The 1,481-nt window shown below is 65.1% G+C and carries 1 protein-coding gene; it reads right to left on the reverse strand.

Annotated elements, in window-relative coordinates:
• Positions 1–1,481: condensation domain-containing protein (locus BM191_RS16430; RefSeq protein ID WP_230479624.1), on the reverse strand; the 1,481-nt coding region annotated here is incomplete at both ends.

A 1,481-nucleotide genomic window follows, 5' to 3' on the forward strand; every position in this document is an offset into this window, starting at 1 on the left:
TCAGAGAGCACGGCCAGCGCCTGCGGGGTGCGCCGTACCTGCTCTTCGAACAGGGTGTGGACCAGGCTGTCGCGCGGAAAGTCCCGTCGGGTGGCATTGAACGTCTCCAGCAGCTGGCGGCGTTCGTCGGGTGGCAGAACAGAAATACCGGCAAGCGGGCCTTCCGGCTCGTTGCCGGGGGTGCCGACCAGCCCCTCGACTGCGGTCACCAGGTAGCGGAGTATCCTGTCCGGCGCGATACCGGAGACGGCCTGTGCGGTCAGCACAAAGTCGTTCCCGGTGTCGTCAACGGACAGGGTGAGCGGATAGTTGGTGCGCTCTTCGGTCTCCAGCAGGTGCATGCCGTGCCAGCCGTCAGTGCCACCACCGGGCAGGCTGTGACGGTAATTAAGCAGCGTACTGAACAGTGGCAGCGGCGCAGCCACGCCGCTGCAGCGCAGGGCCAGCGCGAGGGGGGCCTGCTCGTGCTCAAACAGCGCGGCCAGCTCGCGGCCGGTAGTCAGTACAGCCTCACGCACGGTCATCCCCGCCAGCGAAAGGCGCAGGGGCAAGGTATTGATGAACATGCCGAGGCCGCCCTCAGCGCTGGAGCCGGCCTGAAGGCGTCCCATCAGCACTGTCCCGAAGACCACGTCATCGTGGCCACAGAGCTGAGCCAGCATGCGGGCAAAGGCGGTATGGAAAAGTACGCCGGGGCTGACGCCCAGAGCGCGGGCGCGGGCCTGAATCCGTCCGGTAAGAGAGGCATCGAGCGTGCGGGAAAGCTCGGCGGTGCGGCCGCCACTTTCCTGAACATCAAGGATGCCAAAGGGGGCGGTGGGCGTGTCAGTACCGGCCAGGCGGCTGCGGAAGTATGCCTCGTGCACCGGGGCGGGCGTACGCAGAAGCTGCGCGATAAAGTCACGGTATGGCAGCGGCGGCGGCAGTGCGGCGGCGCTGCCCTGCAGTATCCGGGTAATTTCGTCGCAAATCAGCGCCATGGTGATGTGGTCGCAGACCATGTGATGGAAGCAGAGCCCGAGCAGCCACTGCCGGCGGTCGGGGTCGTAAAGGGTGTCGGCAGAAAAGAGCGGCGCCCGGGCCAGGCTGATGCGGCGCTGACGCGGATTGATACAGTCACGGAGGCAGGCGAGGGCGTCGCCTGTGCCGGCGGGTTCAATGGTGTTCACCTGCAGTGTCGCGCTGCGCCAGACCACCTGAACCGGACGTGACAATCCCTGGGAGCAGACGGCGGTACGCAGAATGTCGTGACGATCAATCACGAGGCGTAGCGCCTGAATGAAGGCGTTCAGATGGTCTTCTGAATCGAAGGCCATCAGGCTGTGGAGCAGATAGGTGTCGCCCCGCTCCTGCAGAAGATGATGAAACAGTATCCCCTCCTGCAGGGGCGACAGGGGATAAATATCCTGCACGTTTGCCGCGCCGCCGCAGACGGAGGCGACGACGGTATCAATCTCCTGCTGTGACAGGGTGACCAGCGG

Origin of the sequence: Izhakiella capsodis, assembly GCF_900115045.1 — a bacterium.
GTDB classification, from domain to species: Bacteria; Pseudomonadota; Gammaproteobacteria; order Enterobacterales; family Enterobacteriaceae; genus Izhakiella; species Izhakiella capsodis.